Origin of the sequence: Arenimonas sp., from assembly GCF_041919775.1 — a bacterium.
Taxonomy (GTDB): Bacteria; Pseudomonadota; Gammaproteobacteria; order Xanthomonadales; family Xanthomonadaceae; genus Arenimonas.
On sequence record NZ_JAYRTE010000001.1, the window covers coordinates 62,598 to 76,913 of the forward strand.

General features: G+C 69.7%; 12 protein-coding genes. 5 read left to right on the plus strand and 7 right to left on the minus strand.

Features of this window, described 5'->3' with window-relative positions:
• Positions 1 to 5 precede the first annotated feature (5 nt).
• Positions 6 to 1,844, plus strand: a complete 1,839-nt coding sequence (locus ACE3TE_RS00300; RefSeq protein WP_374601129.1) for an SLC13 family permease — start codon at positions 6 to 8, stop codon at positions 1,842 to 1,844.
• On the opposite strand, the gene ACE3TE_RS00305 is transcribed toward ACE3TE_RS00300, so the two are convergent.
• On the minus strand, positions 1,841 to 2,179 hold the full coding sequence (locus tag ACE3TE_RS00305) for a Rieske (2Fe-2S) protein (RefSeq protein WP_374601130.1): 339 nt from the start codon (positions 2,177 to 2,179) through the stop codon (positions 1,841 to 1,843). The two genes, ACE3TE_RS00300 and ACE3TE_RS00305, sit on opposite strands and share 4 nt — an antisense overlap.
• 32 nt (positions 2,180 to 2,211) lie before the next feature.
• Between ACE3TE_RS00305 and ACE3TE_RS00310 the strand changes: the two genes are divergently transcribed.
• The 4 genes from ACE3TE_RS00310 to ACE3TE_RS00325 all read left to right on the plus strand — a co-directional run bounded on the left by ACE3TE_RS00310 (position 2,212) and on the right by ACE3TE_RS00325 (position 5,106).
• A complete protein-coding gene (locus ACE3TE_RS00310) occupies positions 2,212 to 2,475 on the plus strand; it encodes a hypothetical protein (protein ID WP_374601132.1) in 264 nt (87 codons plus the stop codon).
• Positions 2,472 to 3,161 (plus strand): fumarylacetoacetate hydrolase family protein, encoded by a 690-nt coding sequence (locus ACE3TE_RS00315; protein WP_374601134.1) that lies wholly within the window; start codon positions 2,472 to 2,474, stop codon positions 3,159 to 3,161. Before ACE3TE_RS00310 ends, ACE3TE_RS00315 begins: the two co-directional genes overlap by 4 nt.
• Before the next feature lie 56 nt (positions 3,162 to 3,217).
• Positions 3,218 to 3,634: a large-conductance mechanosensitive channel protein MscL gene (gene mscL, locus ACE3TE_RS00320; RefSeq protein ID WP_374601136.1), complete on the plus strand. Its 417-nt coding sequence runs from the start codon at positions 3,218 to 3,220 to the stop codon at positions 3,632 to 3,634.
• Positions 3,635 to 3,696: 62 nt separating this feature from the next.
• Positions 3,697 to 5,106: a M28 family peptidase gene (locus tag ACE3TE_RS00325; protein ID WP_374601138.1), complete on the plus strand. Its 1,410-nt coding sequence runs from the start codon at positions 3,697 to 3,699 to the stop codon at positions 5,104 to 5,106.
• 3 nt (positions 5,107 to 5,109) lie between these two features.
• Here ACE3TE_RS00325 and ACE3TE_RS00330 read toward each other — a convergent pair whose 3' ends face one another.
• The 6 genes from ACE3TE_RS00330 to pyk all read right to left on the minus strand — a co-directional run bounded on the left by ACE3TE_RS00330 (position 5,110) and on the right by pyk (position 14,300).
• Positions 5,110 to 6,354, minus strand: coding sequence for a hypothetical protein (locus ACE3TE_RS00330; protein ID WP_374601139.1), 1,245 nt, complete (start codon positions 6,352 to 6,354; stop codon positions 5,110 to 5,112).
• Positions 6,355 to 6,391: 37 nt separating this feature from the next.
• Positions 6,392 to 7,306: a TrmH family RNA methyltransferase gene (locus tag ACE3TE_RS00335; protein ID WP_374601141.1), complete on the minus strand. Its 915-nt coding sequence runs from the start codon at positions 7,304 to 7,306 to the stop codon at positions 6,392 to 6,394.
• A gap of 49 nt (positions 7,307 to 7,355) precedes the next feature.
• Positions 7,356 to 10,478 (minus strand): efflux RND transporter permease subunit, encoded by a 3,123-nt coding sequence (locus ACE3TE_RS00340; RefSeq protein WP_374601143.1) that lies wholly within the window; start codon positions 10,476 to 10,478, stop codon positions 7,356 to 7,358.
• Positions 10,475 to 11,524: an efflux RND transporter periplasmic adaptor subunit gene (locus ACE3TE_RS00345; RefSeq protein ID WP_374601145.1), complete on the minus strand. Its 1,050-nt coding sequence runs from the start codon at positions 11,522 to 11,524 to the stop codon at positions 10,475 to 10,477. Before ACE3TE_RS00345 ends, ACE3TE_RS00340 begins: the two co-directional genes overlap by 4 nt.
• A 161-nt stretch (positions 11,525 to 11,685) precedes the next feature.
• A complete protein-coding gene (locus ACE3TE_RS00350) occupies positions 11,686 to 12,693 on the minus strand; it encodes a class I fructose-bisphosphate aldolase (protein ID WP_374601147.1) in 1,008 nt (335 codons plus the stop codon).
• Positions 12,694 to 12,836: 143 nt separating this feature from the next.
• The gene (gene pyk / locus ACE3TE_RS00355) at positions 12,837 to 14,300 is read right to left on the minus strand and encodes a pyruvate kinase (protein WP_374601149.1); all 1,464 of its coding nucleotides are present in this window, start codon (positions 14,298 to 14,300) and stop codon (positions 12,837 to 12,839) included.
• Positions 14,301 to 14,316: the final 16 nt, after the last annotated feature.

The window sequence follows — 14,316 nt, forward strand, 5'->3', positions numbered from 1 at the left end:
CACGCATGGACACCAGCCTGACCCTGACCCGCGACATGATGATCGTGCTGGGGCTGGTCGGCTTCACCATCGTGATGTTCATGATCGAGCGCATCCGCGCCGACGCCACCGCGCTGGTCGTGCTGGTGCTGCTGGGGCTCACCGGCCAGGTGCCGGCGAACCAGCTGTTCGACGGTTTTTCGGGTAACGCGGTCATCGCCGTCATCGCCACGATGATCCTGGGCGCGGGGCTGGACCGCACCGGCGCGCTCAACCGCGTGGCCGTGTGGCTGCTGCGCGTCTCCAAGGGCATGGAGGAGCGCCTGATCCTGCTCACCTCGGCGCTCGCCGGCCTGATGTCGGGCTTCATGCAGAACCCGTCGGTGATGGCGCTGTTCCTGCCGGTGGCCTCGCGTCTGTCGGGCCGCACCGGTCTGAGCCTGTCGCGACTGCTGCTGCCGGTCGCCGGCGCCATCGTGATGGGCGGCGGGCTGACGATGATCGGCAACTCGCCGCTGATGCTGCTCAACGACCTGCTGGTCGCCGCCAACCGCAACCTGCCCTCGGGCGTGGCGACGCTGGAGCCGCTGGAGATGTTCGCGCCGCTGCCGATCGGCCTGGCACTGCTGCTGCTCGGGCTGGGTTACTGGCGCTGGCTGGGCCAGCGCTGGTTCGCCAAGGCCGAAGACAAGGGCGTGGCGCCAAGCCGCACGCAGAGTTATTTCGCCCGCGCCTATGGCATCGAAGGCGACGTCTACGAACTCACCGTCACCGCCGAAAGCCCGCTGGTGGGCATGAGCGTGGGCGAGGCCGAGGCCCAGCGCGACGCGCCGCTGCTGCTGGCCCTGCTCAGCGGCAACGAGGCCCGGCTGGCGCCGCCAGCCGACCAGATGATCTGGGTCGGCAGCGTGCTGGGCGTGATGGGCCCGCGCGAGGCCATCCAGGATTACGCGCAGAAGAACCTGCTGCGCATGTCGGCGCGGCTGCGCCACTTCGCCGACCTGTTCAATCCCAGCCGCTCGGGCATTTCCGAGGCGGTGATCCCGCCCACGTCCAGCTTCCTGGGCAAGTCGCAGTCGCAGCTGCAGCTGCGCAAGCGCTTCGGCATCAGCCTGCTGGCGATCAACCGCGACGGCCAGGTCTGGCGCGAGGACATCCGCAAGATGTCGTTCAAGGCCGGCGACATGCTGGTCTTCCACAGCATCTGGACCGACCTGGCCCAGGCCAGCGAAAGCCGCGACTTCGTCGTCGTCACCGACTACCCCAAGGGCGAACAGCGGCCGCAGAAGCTGTGGTGGGCGCTGGCGGTGTTCGTCGGCGCGATGGCGCTGGCGCTGTCCACGCTGGTGCCGGTGCCGATCGCGCTGATGGCCGGCGCCGCCGCGATGATGCTGGTCGGCGTGCTGAACATGGACGAGGCCTATGCCGCGGTGAACTGGAAAACCGTGTTCCTGATGGCCTGCCTGATCCCGCTGGGCTGGGCGATGGACTCGACCGGTGCCGCGGGCTGGATCGCGCAGCAGGTGCTTGAACGCATTGGCAGCGACGTGCCGATCTGGGTGCTCGAGGCGGCCTTCGGCCTGCTCGCAACCGCCTTCGCCCTGGTGATCGGCAACGTCGGTGCCACCGTCGTGGTGGTGCCGATGGCGATCAACGTGGCGCTCGCTGCAGGCGGCAACCCGCTGGCCTTCGCGCTGGTGGTGGCGCTGTCGGCCTCGAACAATTTCCTTAGCGTCTCCAACCCGGTGCTGGCGATGGTGTCCGGCCCGGCCGGCTACCGCGCCCGCGACCTGTGGCGGACCGGCGCGCCGCTGACCCTGGTCTACCTGGCGGTCGTGCTGCTGATGGTCAACCTGATGTTCTAGCCGGCGCCGGCCACGGCCACGCGCACCGGCACCAGCGACGCGCCCTTGCACGGGCCCGCCACGCACACGCCCTGTTCCAGTTCGAAACTGGCGCCGTGGGCCGCGCATACCAGCCGGCCCTTGTCGGTCAGGAACTTGCCCGGCGCCCAGTCGAGCCGGCGCCCCGCGTGCGGGCAGACGTTCAGCCAGGCCTTAAGGTCCTGGCCCTGGCGCAGGAGAACCAATGACTGCGCCTCCCCGTCCACCCGGGCCTCGGTTTCGGACAGGCCTTCGGGCGGCCAGTCGGCCAGTTCGATTAACGAACCACTTACACTTTCCACGCGGCGCCTCGCCATACTTCCGGTCCCCGAGTTTGCCACGGCGACGCATGACCTTCTTCTTCCACCGCATGTTCAGCTACTGCCCCTCGAAGCCGCGCAACCCGCTGCTCAAGGTGCTCGTCGGCCTGCTCGGCCTGGCGCTGCTGCTGGTGCTGGTCGGCTTCGGCCTGGTCATCGGCCTGGGCATGCTGCTGTTCGCCGGCGCCCGCCGCCTGTTCGTCGCCACCCGCCGTCCGGCGCCCCGCGCCGACGTTATCGAAGGCGAATACACCCGCGTGCGCGACCCGCATCCGCCGCTTCACCTGCGTTGACCGACACCGTCATTCCCCTGCCCATGCCGACCCTGCTGCCCGTTCGCGGCGGCGGCTCGTTTCCTGTTCGCCGCATTTACTGCGTCGGCCGCAACTTCGCCGACCATGCCGCGGAAATGGGCGCCAGCGTCGATCGCGGCAACCCGGTGTTCTTCCATAAACCCGCCGATGCCATCGTTGCCGGCGGCGGCGACGTGCCCTACCCGTCCGGCACCGCCGACCTGCACCACGAAGTCGAGCTGGTGGTCGCGCTGGGCCGCGACGCCGATGGCCTGGTGGCCGTGGACGATGCGATGGCGCTGGTGTTTGGCTACGGCGTCGGCCTCGACCTGACCCGCCGCGACCTGCAGGCCCGCGCCAAGGCCAAGGGCCTGCCCTGGGACACCGCCAAGGGCTTCGACCATTCGGCGCCGGCCAGCGAGCTGGTGCCGGCGGGCGATGCCGGCGACCTGGGCCAGCGGCTGCTGTCGCTGGACGTCAATGGCGAACGCCGCCAGCAGGCCACGCTGGCCAGCATGGTGTTCAGCGTCGCCGAGGTGATCAACGAACTCTCGAAGCTCTACGCGCTCAAGGCCGGCGACCTGGTCTTCATGGGCACGCCGGCCGGCGTCGCCGCGCTGCAGCGGGGCGACCGCTTCCATGCCGCGATCGACGACCTGGTGACGCTGGACGGTCGTATCACCTGATCCGCCGTCCGGTGTAGATTCACGGTTGCAACCACAACAACAACCGGAGGATCGCCATGGGGATGGCCAAGGAATTCAAGGAATTCGCGCTGCGCGGTAACGTCGTCGACCTGGCCGTGGGCGTGGTCATCGGCGCCGCCTTCGGCAAGATCGTCACCTCGCTGGTGAACGACATCGTGATGCCGGCCCTGGGTTACGCCATCGGCGGCGTTGATTTCGGCGACCTGGCCATCGAGCTCAAGGCCGCCACCGTGGACGCCGCCGGGAACGAGATCCCGGCCGTGCTGGTCAAATACGGCGCCTTCATCCAGACCGTGGTCGACTTCTTCATCATCGCGCTGGCCATCTTCGTGGCCGTGAAGGTGATGAACTCGCTCAAGCGCAAGGAAGCGGCCTCGCCCGAACCGCCGCCGGCGCCCAGCGAGGAAGTGAAGCTGCTCACCGAGATCCGCGACAGCCTCAAGTCGCGCTGACATCGTTCGTTATACCCCGACGCCGGCCTCCGGGGCCGGCGTCGCCTTGCCGGAGACACCGAATGCGACCCGTCCGAACCCTGCTTGCCCTGTCCCTGCTCGCCGCCCTGCCGGCCTTCGCCGCCACCGGCCTGGACCCGGACGACATCGCCGCGGCCGAAGGCCTGCGCGAGCGCGCGATGCGCGGCAGCGAGGCCTGGAACGTGGTCGAGTCCCTGACCACGGAAATCGGCCCGCGCCTGGCCGGCACGCCGGCGGACGCCAAGGCCGTTGAGTGGGCGAAGGCGAAGATGCAGGCGATGGGCTTCGACAAGGTTTACCTCGAGCCGGTGACCTTCCCGGTCTGGCTGCGCCACCACGAGCGCGCCGAAGTCCTGGCGCCCTACCCGCAGCCGCTGGTGATCACTGCGCTCGGCGGCAGCGTCGGTACCGGCGAAACGCCGGTCGAAGCCGAGGTGGTGGCCTTTGCGAACCTCGATGCGCTGAAGGCGGCGCCCGAGGGCAGCCTCGAGGGCAAGATCGCAGTCATCACCAACCGCATGGTGCGCTTCAAGGACGGGCGGGGTTATGGCCCCGCCGTCGGTGCGCGCAGCCAGGGCGCGGTCGAGGCCGCGCGCAAGGGCGCGGTTGCGGTGCTGATCCGTTCGATCGGCACCAGCTCCAACCGCTTCGCCCACACCGGCACGATGCGCTACGCCGAAGACGTGCCGCGCATCCCCGCGGCCGCGCTGTCGAATCCGGACGCCGACCTGATCGAACACATGGTCGCGCGTGGCAAGCCGGTGCGCCTGCGCCTGGACATTGCCGCCGAAACCGTCGCCGACTACACCTCGCACAACGTCATCGGCGAGATCCGTGGCCGGGAGCTGCCGGGCGAAGTGGTCACCATCGGCGGCCACCTCGATTCCTGGGACCTGGGTACGGGCGCGATCGACGACGGCGCCGGCATCGGCATCACCTTCGCCGCCGGCGCGCTGATCGGCCAGCTCGAGCGTGCGCCGCGCCGCACCGTGCGCGTGATCGCCTATGCCAACGAGGAACAGGGGCTTTACGGTGGCAAGGCCTACGCCGAGGCGCGCGCCGCCGCGGGCGAGATCCCGGCGCACCAGCTGGGCGCGGAAAGCGACTTCGGTGCCGGCCGCATCTATGCGCTGCGCGCCGGCGTCGACGCGGCCGCCTGGCCGGTGGTCGCGAAGATCGGCGAGGTGCTGGCGCCGCTGGGCATCGCCACCGAAAGCACCGGCGGCAGCCCGGGCCCGGACGTCGGCCCGATCGTCGCCAAGGGCGCGCCCTGGGCGCAGCTGGCGCAGGACGGCATCGACTATTTCGACTACCACCACACCGCCAACGACACCCTGGACAAGATCGACCCGCGGGCGCTGGACCAGCAGGTGGCGGCCTATGCGGTGCTGGCCTACCTCGCCGCCGAAACCGAGGTCGATTTCGGCAGCCTGCCGGTCAAGGCCGACTAGGGCTCAGTCCAGCAGGTCCGACTGCAGGACCTTGGACGGGCGGCCGATGAGGTCGGCGGCGTGTTCGCGCAGGTCTTCGCGGGAGACTTCGCGCAGCGGCAGCACGGCGCGGACGAGGTCGTCGAGGCTGCGCTTGTTCTTCGTGGCCTTGCGGATCTCGGAGTCGAGTTCGCGCAGCAGCGTCACGCCGCGGGCGGTGCGCGGGCCCTGCGAACGGTTGGAGGTGAGCGAGGCCACGTCCTCGCCGTGGCCGGCCATCCAGTCCTGGGCCTTGTCCGCGCGCGCTTCGCTCAGCAGGCCGGCGCGCCGCATCAGTTCGATCGAGTAGTACTCGGCCACCGCCTCGGTGATCCAGTCGTCGCCGTCGGCGCCGCGCAGGCGGGTGAACACGTGGCTCAGCTCGTGCACCAGGGTGCTGGTGCCGTTCTCGCTGATCAGCGGCCGGTCGGCGTGCAGGTACAGCGAACGCGGACCGGAGAGCCCGCCCCGCCACATCGGGTCGCCGGCACTGACGATCATCACCTTGACCGGCAGCTTGCCGTAGAGCGCCTCGAACTGCGGCACCAGAACGTTGAAGAAGGCCAGCATGTCGTTGCGCCGCACCTCGTCGCCCTTGGGGCCGGCAACGCTGATCTCGATGTTCTCGAACTGCTCGCGGCGCGTGCCGACGTCGCCGGCGATGATCCAGCCGGTCGGGCGATCGAAGTTGCGTTCGGGATTCACCACCACGAAGGACTTGCCGTCGCGGCTTCGCTTGAACGGGGTATCGACGTTGCCCCAGCCCTTGGGCAGCTGGAAACGCAGGCGCGCCCGGGAGTCGGCGCCCTTGGTCGCCACCACCGTGGCCGGCGGCACCAGGTCGTCGCCGCGCAGCAGGGCCCAGTCGGCGGTGATGCGGGCGTCGTAACCGCCATCGCGGCGCCGGTGGTTGATCTCGTGCAGGAAGCGCAGGCGGGCCGGCTCGCCGCGCGGCGGCACCCAGGTCACGATGTCGCCCTTGCGGGTGACCTCGCCGTCGCCGCGCACTTTCGAATACCGGTCTTCCGGCATGCGCAGGCGCAGGCGCCGGACTTCACCGGTGCCGGGCGTCAGGCGGATGCTGACGTCGGCCTGGCCCCTTTCGGGCAGGAAGCGCACCAGGTAATCGACGCCATATTCAGTGCGTTGGGCCAGGGCCAGGGCGGGAAGCAGCAGCGCCGCCAGCACCAGGCCGCGAAGAAGGGAAAGGGAGCGTGGTTTGGTATCCATCCGCCGGATTATGCCGGCGCCGGGCTGAATTGCCGGTTCATGGCCGCTGCTGGCGCCACCATTCGGCGAGGAAGACGCTGGTGGCCGAGGCGACGTTCAGGCTTTCCACCGCGCCCGTGCCAGGGATCGCCAGCTGCAGGGTGGCAGCCTCGGCCAGCAGCGGATCCACGCCGCTCTGTTCGGCGCCCATCACCAGCAGCAGGCGCTCCGGCAGGGTCGCGGCGTGCAGCGGCTGGCCGCCCCGCACCACCGTGGCAGCGGCCACGAACCCGGCCGACGTGAGCTGGGCGAGACTGTTGTCGGCGCGGCCCAGGCGCACCAGCGGCACGACCTCGGCTCCCCCTTCGGCCACGCGCGCGGCGGCGCCCGACAGCGCCAGCGACGAGTCCTTCGGCAGCAGCAGGCCGGCCACGCCGAAATGCGCCGCCGAACGCAGGATCGCGCCCAGGTTGTGCGGGTTGCCGACGCCGTCGAGCCACAGCGCGACCTGCGGGCCGGGCGGCAGCTCACGCAGCCAGCCGGACAGCGAGAGTTCGGGCGCCGGCGTGGCACCGAACACCACGCCCTCGTGGTGGCTGCTGGCGGCCAGCTTCTGCAGGTCCTCGTCGCCGACCACGGTGTAGCCGATGCGGTTCTTCACGCAGTAGGCCAGCACGTCCTTGAGCCGGTGGATACGCGACTCGAGCAGCCAGACCTTGCGCAGGTCGGCGGGACGGCGCGCGAACATGGCCAGGCAGGCGTTGAGGCCGTACAGGCGCTGCTCGCGCGGGCCGCGCGGCGTGGACGGCTCGGCGGCTTCGTGCCGCGATGCCGGCCGCGGCGCGGATGGGCGCGGGGCTGATGGCCGCGATTCGGTGGCCTCGCGGTCACGCTGGCGTTCGCGCTTGTCGCGCCGCTGGGTCGGCGGACCGCGGTAGGGACCGCTGCCGCCCGGGGGTCGGTTGTCGTTCATGGCGCCAGTCTAGCGGACGGCCCGGGCAAGGGGCCGTCCGGACCGGGCTTCAGGCGTGGCCGCCGACGGCCGGGGTCTCGCGCTCGAGCTTCTCGAGCTTGCGCGCCACGGCCTCCGGCGAGCGCGTGTACGGCGCCAGCAGGGTGTAGAAAGCCGGCACCACGAACAGCGACAGCAGGGTCGAGAACGCCACGCCGGCGATGATCACGATGCCGATCGTGGCGCGGCTGGCCGAACCGGGGCCGCCGAAGGCCACCAGCGGCACCGCACCCATCATCGTCGCGATCGAGGTCATCAGGATCGGGCGCATGCGCACCGCCGCCGACTCGACGATGGCGTCGCGGATGGCCATGCCTTCGTCGCGCAGCTGGTTGGCGAACTCGACGATCAGGATGCCGTTCTTGGCCGCCAGACCGACCAGCATGACGATGCCGATCTGGCTGAACAGGTTGAGCGAACTGCCGAACAGCCACAGCCCCAGCAGCGCACCCAGCACCGCCAGCGGCACCGTCAGCATGATCACCACCGGGTGCAGAAAACTTTCGAACTGCGCGGCCAGCACCAGGTAAACCACCAGCAGCGCCATGCCGAAGGTGAAGATGACCGCGCCGCCGGCGCTCTGGTACTCGCGCGACTCGCCCTTGTAGTCGAGCTGGGCGCGGTCGGGCAGTTCTTCGTCGGCGGTCTGGCGCACCCATTCCAGGGCTTCGCCCAGGGTGTAGCCCGGCGCCAGGCCGGCGGAAAGGCTGATCGCGCGCAGGCGGTTGAAGCGGTTGAACTCGCCCGGCTCGGCCAGCTCGGACAAGGTGACCAGGTTCGACAGCGGCACCAGCTCGCCGCTGCGGCTCGAGCGTACGTACAGGTTGTCCAGGTCGGCCGGCGATGCGCGGTCCTCGCGCTGGGCCTGCAGGATGACGTCGTATTCCTCGCCGTCCTCGACGTAGGTGGTGACGCGGCGCGAACCCATCATGGTCTCGAGCGTGCGGCCGATTTCCTGCACCGAAACACCCAGGTCGGCGGCGCGGGCACGGTCGATCTCCACGCGCAGCTGCGGCTGGGTTTCCTTGTAGTCGGAATCGGCGCCGTACAGCCCCGGGTTCTGCTCCATGCGCGCGAGCATGCGGTCACGCCACTCGGCAAGCTCCGCGTAGTCCGGTCCGCCCAGCACGACCTGCAGCGGCTGGCCGCCGCTGCGCACCAGGCCGGTGCGCACCTGCGGACGGGCGACGACGCCGGGCAGCTGGTTCAGTTCGCCGCGCACCTTCTCGACCAGGCCGCTGGTGTCGGTGTCGCGCTCGTCCCAGGGCTTGAGCAGCACGATCGCGCGCCCGGTGTGCATGGTGCCGCCCGCGCCCCAGCCGCCGGGAACGGCGGTGTTGACGCGATCGATCGGCTGGCCTTCGCCGGTGTACTTGAACAGGATTTCCTCGACACCCTGCATCTGTTCGACCGTGTAGTCGTAACCGGCGCCCTCCGGGCCCGAGACGCTGACAAAGAACGCGCCGCGGTCCTCCGGCGGCGACAGTTCGGCCGGGATCACCTGCAGCAGGAAGGCCGACAGGCCCATCGTGCCCAGCAGGGCCGCGCCGAACAGCAGCGGCTTGCCGATCGTGCGTTCGACCGCGCGCCGGTAGCCCTTGCCCAGGTCGTCGAGGTGGCCCTGGATCCAGCGGTTGAGGCCCTTGGGCTCGGAATGCGGACGCACCAGGAGCGAGCACATCATTGGCGTCAGCGTCAGCGCGACGAAGGCCGAGATGATCACCGCACCCGCCAGCGCCACCGATAGTTCGCGGAACAACCGGCCGGTATTGCCTTCCATGAAACCGATCGGCAGGAACACCGCCGCCAGCACCGCCGTGGTGGCGATGACCGCGAAAGCCACCTGCTGGGTGCCGCGGCGCGCCGCCACCAGCGGCGGTTCGCCCAGGTCGGCGCGGCGCTGCACGTTTTCCAGCACCACGATCGCGTCGTCGACGACCAGTCCGATGCACAGCACCAGCGCCAGCAGGGTCAGCAGGTTGATCGAAAAACCGAAGGCCCACAGCGCGATGAAGGCCGCCACCAGGCACACCGGCACGGTGACCGCCGGGATGATCGCCGCGCGCAGGCTGCCCAGGAACAGATAAATCACCACCAGCACCAGCGCGATCGCCTCGAACAGCGTCCAGTAGACGCGGTCCACCGCCGCGTCGATGAAGATCGTGCTGTCGAAAGCGACAAAGATGCTGGTGCCGCCGGGCAGGCTTTCCTGGATCGCCGGCAGCGCCGCCTTGACCTCGCGGGCGACATCCAGGCTGTTGGCGGTGGAGGTCTTGATCACGCCCAGGCCGACGTTGGGCTGGCCGTTGCCGCGGAAATAGGCGCGCCGCTCCGACGAGGCGCGTTCGACCTTCGCCACGTCACCCAAACGCACCAGGTAGCCGTCCTCGCCCTTGGCAAGCGTGAGCTTGGCGAAGTCGGCCGGATCCTCGTAGCCGCGCATCACCCGCAGCGTGAAGTCGCGGTCCTGGGATTCGATGCTGCCGGCGGGCAGCTCGACGTTCTCGCGGCGCAGCGCGTTTTCGACGTCGTTGACCGTCAGGCCGCGCGCGGCCAAGGCCTCGCGGTCGAGCCAGATGCGCATCGAATAGCGCTGGCGGCCGCCGACGCGGACCTGGGCGACACCGTCGATGCTCGAAAGGCGGTCCACGACGTAGCGTTCGGCGTAGTCGCTGAGCTCGAGCGTGTCGAGCTTCTCGGAGTTCATGTTCAGCCACAGGATGACGTCGGCGTCGGCCTCGACCTTCTCGATCTCCGGCGGATCGGCTTCGGGCGGCAGGCGGTCGCCGACGCGGCTGATGGCGTCGCGCACGTCGTTGGCGGCGGCCTCGATGTCGCGGTTGAGCGAGAACTCCAGGGTGACGTCGGCCTCGCCGTTGCGGCTGCGCGACTCGATGGTCTCGATGCCTTCGATGCCGGCGACGGCGTCTTCCAGGATCTGGGTGATGCGTGTCTCGACCACCGCCGCCGAAGCGCCGGGATAGCCGACCTCGACCGACACGATCGGCGGGTCGATGTTGGGCAGTTCGCGCAGCGTCAGGCGGGTGAAGGCGATCAGGCCCAGCACCACCAGCAGCAGGCTCATCACGGTCGCGAAGACCGGCCGCTTGATCGAGATGTCGGAAAGGATCATGGCGCCGGGGTCACGTCGGTGATGGCGCTGCCGTCACGCAGCTTGACCGCGCCGTCGATGACGATACGGTCGCCGGCCGACAGGCCGTCGATCACCTCGACCTCGCCGCGACGGCGCTGGCCCAGCGTCACGTCCACCTGTTCGACCGTGTTGTCGGGTTTGACGCGGAAGACGTGGGCGCTGCGCGAGACCTGGATGACGGCGATCTCCGGCACCACCAGCGCCTGGCGCTCGGGCTGGAAGACTTCGACGGTCAGCAGCATGCCGGGGCGCAGCAGGCGGTCGGGATTGGGCAGGCTGGCGCGCACCGTGACGGCGCGCGAGACCGGGTCGACCCGCGAGTCGATCGTGACCACCTCGCCGGTGAACTCCTGGTCCGGGTAGGCCACGCTGGTGGCGCGGATCGCCTGGCCCGGCTCCAGCGCCGACAGGAAGGATTCGGGCACGGAGAAGTCGAGCTTGATCACCGACACGTCGTCGAGGCTGGCGATGGTGGTGCCCGGCGTCACCAGGGTGCCCGGGCTGACCTGGCGGAAGCCGAGCACGCCGGCGAAGGGCGCCGTGATCACTCGGTCCGAAAGCCGGGCGCGGGTGGCGTCGAGGCGGGCGCGGGCCGATTCCATCGCGGCGCGCTGGGTGTCGAGCTGGCCGGCCGGGATCAGCTTCTGGGCGGCCAGCTGCTGCTGGCGCTGGTACTGCTTCTGGGATTCGCGGAATTCGGCCGCGGCTTCGGCCAGGCCGGCCACCTCGGCGCGCCCCGACAGGTCCACCAGCACGTCGCCGGCCTCGACCAGGTCACCGTCCCCGAAATTCACCCGCACCACGGTTTCAGTCACCTTGGCGGTGACCATCACCGACTCGTTCGCGCGCGCGGTGCCGAGGGCCTGGATGGTGTCGCGCCAGGGCTTGGCCTCGACCGCCAGGGTGGTTACGGTCGCCGCGGGGGCGGCACGCCCGCCTTCGGCTTCTTCGCCGCAGCCCGCCAGCAGGGCGAGCAGGGGCAGGAAGACAAGCAGGAAGCGCAGGGGCGTGGGGCCAAACCTCATGACGGGACGGTTTCCTTATGTGAACGGTGGATTGTACGGCCGCGGTGCGCCGGCAGCGTGCAGGCGGCGCGATGACGCCGAAAAGATAAACGCCGGCACGAGGCCGGCGTTTACATGGACTTGCCGATGGCGGCGGCGGGGCCGCCGGGCAAGGGCCGGGGTCAGCCCTTCTTCCACTGCCCGATGGCGGCGAGGCCGTTGTCGCGGGCGCGGGCGAACACCGTGTCCTGGGCGGACTTGACGTTGCCGGCCATGTCCTTGGCCCACAGCTTCAGGGCCGCCGACTGCATGGCGCGGCCGTAGCTGAAGCTCAGCGGCCAGGGCTTGGCGCCCATCTGGTTCATCGCGTTGAGGTGGGCGGTGGCGTGCTCGTCGCTCTGGCCGCCCGACAGGAACACGATGCCCGGCAGGGTCGCCGGCACGGCCGACTTCAGGCAGCGCAGGGTCATCTCGGCGACTTCCTCGATGCCGGCCTGCTCCGGGCAGTCCTTGCCGGAGACGACCATGCTGGCCTTGAGGATGGTGCCCTCGAGCATGACGTTGTGCTCGTACAGCGCGCCGAACAGCGAGCGCAGGGTGACCTCGGTGATTTCGTAGCAGGTGTCGATGTCGTGCTCGCCGTCCATCAGCACCTCGGGCTCGACCATCGGCACGATGCCGGCTTCCTGGCACAGCGCGGCGTAGCGGGCCAGCGCGTGGCAGTTGGCGTCGATGCAGGTGCCCGAGGGCATGTCTTCGCCGATGGTGATCACGGCGCGCCACTTGGCGAAACGCGCACCCAGCTTGCCGTATTCCTTCAGGCGGTCGCGCAGGCCGTCCAGGCCCTCGGTGACCAGTTCGCCCGGGAAGCCGGCCAGCGGCTTGGCGCCCATGTCGACCTTGATGCCCGGCAGGATGCCCGCGTCCATCATGACCTTGGTGAAGGGCACGCCGGCCTTGGTGGACTGGCGCAGGGTCTCGTCATACAGGATGGCGCCGGAGATGTAGTCGCCCAGCTTCGGGGTCGTCAGCAGCATCTCGCGGTAGGCGCGGCGGTTTTCTTCGGTGCAGTCGATACCGACGCCGTCGAAACGCTTCTTGATGGTGGCGGTGGACTCATCGATGGCGATGATGCCCTTGCCCGGGGCCACCATGGCCTGGGCGGTTTCGGCGAGCTGGTCGATACTCATGGCGGGATTCCGGTGGTGGGTGGACAGCCCACGATTGTACCGCAACCAGCCACCGTTGTAGGAGCGCCTTCAGGCGCGAAGCCCTTGTTTTAAAACCAAAAGCGAAAGATTCGCGCCTGAAGGCGCTCCTGCGGGGGCCAGGATTACAGCTCGCCCAGGCCCTCGGCAGCGCCACCTGGCCCGACCTTGAGCAGGCGCAGGGTGTTCGTGGCCCCGTGCAGCTCCATGTGGTCGCCGCTGGTGATGATCACGCGGTCGCCCTCGGCCAGCAGGCCCAGGCCGAACAGGTGGCGCAGGGCGCCGCGCGCGGCCTCGCGGGTGGTCTGGCCGGCACTGTCGAAATTGACCGGGAAGACGTCGCGCACCAGGGCCATGCGCCGGCGGGCGCCGTCGTGGCGGGACAGGCCGTAGATGGGCACCTTGGACCGGAAGCGCGACAGGAAGCGGGCCGTGCCGCCGGATTCGGTGAGCGCGACGATGGCGCGCACGTCGATGTGTTCAGTCAGGAACATGCTGGCCATCGCGATGGCCTGGTCGGCGCGCTGCAGGCCGCGCTGCGCCTTCTCGAAGTCGGTGTCGTGGTCGAACTGGCGCTCGGCGCCCAGGCAGATGCGCACCATGGCCTCGACCGCCTTCACCGGGTAGCTGCCCGAGGCCGTTTCGGCGCTGAGCATCACCGCGTCGGTGCCGTCGATGACCGAGTTGGCCACGTCCAGCACCTCGGCGCGCGTCGGGATCGGGTTGTCCACCATCGACTGCAGCATCTGGGTCGCGGTGATGACGATGCGGTTGTGTTCGAGCGCGGTGCGGATGATCTTCTTCTGCAGGCCGGGCAGTTCGGCGTCGCCGATCTCCACGCCGAGGTCGCCGCGCGCCACCATCACCACGTCCGAGGCGCGGGTGATTTCTACGAGGTTCTCGATGGCCTCGGCGCGTTCGATCTTGGCGACCAGGAAGGCGTCGGAGCCCGCGGCGACGGCGAGCGCGCGGGCTTCGTCCATGTCGGCGGCCGAACGGCAGAAGGACACGGCCAGGAAATCCACGCCCAGTTCGGCGGCGATGCGGATGTGCTGCTTGTCCTGGTCGGTCAGCGCGCCCAGGGACAGGCCGCCGCCGAGGCGGTTGAGGCCCTTGCGGTCGGACAGCACGCCATCGGTGAGCACGCGGGTGCGGATACGCTCCCCTTCGATCGCGAGTACCTCGACCGCCATCAGGCCGTCGTCCAGCAGCAGGGTGTCGCCGGGGTGCACGTCCTTGACCAGGCCGAGGTAGCTGACGCCGACCTGGCTGGCATCGCCGGGCGGGGCGTCGGCGCTGCAAAGCAGGCTGAATTCGTCGCCGGCCGCCAGCGACACCTTGCCGGCGGCGAACTTCTCGATCCGGATCTTCGGGCCCTGCAGGTCGGCCAGGATGCCGACTTCGCGACCCTGTTCGGCCGCCGCTTCACGCACCGCCGCCACCCGCGCCGCGTGCTGCTCGGGCGTGCCGTGCGAGAAATTCAGGCGCACCACGTTGACGCCGGCGCGCACCAGGCCGGCGAGCACGCCGGGGGCGTCGGTGGCCGGGCCGAGGGTGGCGAGGATCTTGGTGCGGCGCAGCTGGGTCATGGATCGGGTCGGCGGT